Here is a 1,717-nt window from a genome sequence, read left to right as displayed (position 1 = left end):
ATCAATAAATTTTTCTGATTAAGAAATAGACTAGACGTGATAAGAGATTGCGTCTAGTTTACCCTAATTAACAGAATTCAAAACTTAACAAATTTTTGGCTATCAAATACTCCTCAACATTTTCTCAACTAATTTCCTTTCAGAATGCTGTCCTAGTTTAGGAATTACAGGGCATTGTCAGTAACCTAATTAGAAAGGCGATGCTCAAAACAGAGATATTTAGAGGTTTATTAAATCGGCTGAATCTTACCATTTACTCCTTTGTAAAAGTTTTCAGATTTTTTATCAAAGATCTGAAAAACAATAACAATGGAGATATTTTTGTTTGATTTTATAGATAAAAAAATGTGTTTTATGTATGAAGTTTTTTGTATTAATCGTCTTTTTTTAGAAATAAAATGCTATTGTATAAATGTCACTAAAAAAGTGATAATGTTTTCAAAACCAAAACAATTCCCAGGAGAATACTATGAATATTCGTGACATCTCTCATCTAGAAGTTGCATCTGAAGATAACAGCGTTTTAGGTGGAATAGCATTTGCAGATGCATACTCCAATGCATATGCTTATGGTCCTTACTTTGCTGCTACTTATACCAGCACTTACACCTCTGCATCGAGCTACTATTACGGTAATTACTCTTCTTCTGGCTCTAGCTCTCATTCCACAGCTGCTTAGGTAGGCAGTTTTTAATTAGGATAGACAAATTTAAAGGTTATTTATAAAGCTGCTGTTATCATTACTTCGAGGATGGTATTGCTTGGAGTTTATAAATAACTTTTTTACAAAAAAATCGCTAAAAACTGTTAGCAAGTTTTTAGCGATATACCTATTTCAACAGGTTAATATTAGCAAATAAACAGTCTAAGCTCTACTAGACTGTGACTTTAGGTTAAGTGACGTTTTACGTCTACTTTTCAACGCTACACTAACTAGACCAGCGCCTAAAAGTAAAGCTAGCCTAGTGGAAGGTTCAGGTGCTCGTACTTCAGCTCGATTTCTCTTCACTTCCACTAAAGCTAAGTTTGTTTGGCGATCAAAAGAGCGTTGTACAGAACCTTTAACCGAAGCTGTAGCAAATTCTTGCTGACCTCCAAAATTCGAATCTTTCGATAGAATACTTAAGTTAATATCGTTGCTTTTTTGAGTGGCAAGAAAATCGCCACCACCTTCAGTGTTTAAATTTCCTACAAGGGTAAAGAAGTCTAAGACACTGTTAGTATCTCTATCTAGTAAAACAAAAGAGATATCTCCACTTGCTCTTGCATTCTCTTGAGGGGGATTATCGATTGATGTCTTGAGATTTAATTGAGCTGCAAAGTCAAAAGAGAATTGCTTACCTGCATCTACAACAAAGTCTCCAAGCACTGTAGCTTGGCTTTCTGCTTGTGCTAAGTAGTCTCTACCTTGACCGAAGGCTTCACTGATAGAGAAATTAGATGCTTCTGGAGGAGTCGCAATAAAAGATGCTGTTGCTTGAGATGTAGCGATCGCCAGACCATTTCTTGCAGTAGTCAGGGTGTTGGTGCTGACGCCAGTTCCTACGTCAACAGGACTTTGGCTAAAAGTTGGAAACTGTAACTGTCCTACTGACGAAGCAAGAGTCGCAGCTTGGCTGGAAGAAGGTGCTAATACAGAACTAGAGACTAGTGGAGTAACCAATAGCAAGATGCGCTTGGCAAATCCTAGGTGTTGCTTCATTTATTCCTCTATAAG

Annotated in this window: 2 protein-coding genes; one reads left to right on the top strand and one right to left on the bottom strand. The window is 36.5% G+C overall.

Annotation, left to right across the window (positions count from 1 at the left end; all coding sequences use genetic code 11):
• The first annotated feature begins 469 nt into the window (after window positions 1–469).
• Window positions 470–679 carry a hypothetical protein gene (locus G4P69_RS37900; RefSeq protein WP_208355070.1) on the top strand — a complete coding sequence of 70 codons (210 nt, stop codon included), beginning with the start codon at window positions 470–472 and terminating at the stop codon, window positions 677–679.
• A gap of 186 nt (window positions 680–865) precedes the next feature.
• Here G4P69_RS37900 and G4P69_RS37895 read toward each other — a convergent pair whose 3' ends face one another.
• Entirely contained in the window at window positions 866–1,702 is an 837-nt protein-coding gene (locus G4P69_RS37895; RefSeq protein ID WP_208346308.1) for a hypothetical protein, read from the bottom strand.
• Window positions 1,703–1,717: the final 15 nt, after the last annotated feature.

The sequence above is a fragment of the Aetokthonos hydrillicola CCALA 1050 genome (genome assembly GCF_017591665.1).
GTDB lineage: Bacteria > Cyanobacteriota > Cyanobacteriia > Cyanobacteriales > Nostocaceae > Aetokthonos > Aetokthonos hydrillicola.
This window is presented reverse-complemented; position numbering and strand designations above follow the sequence as displayed.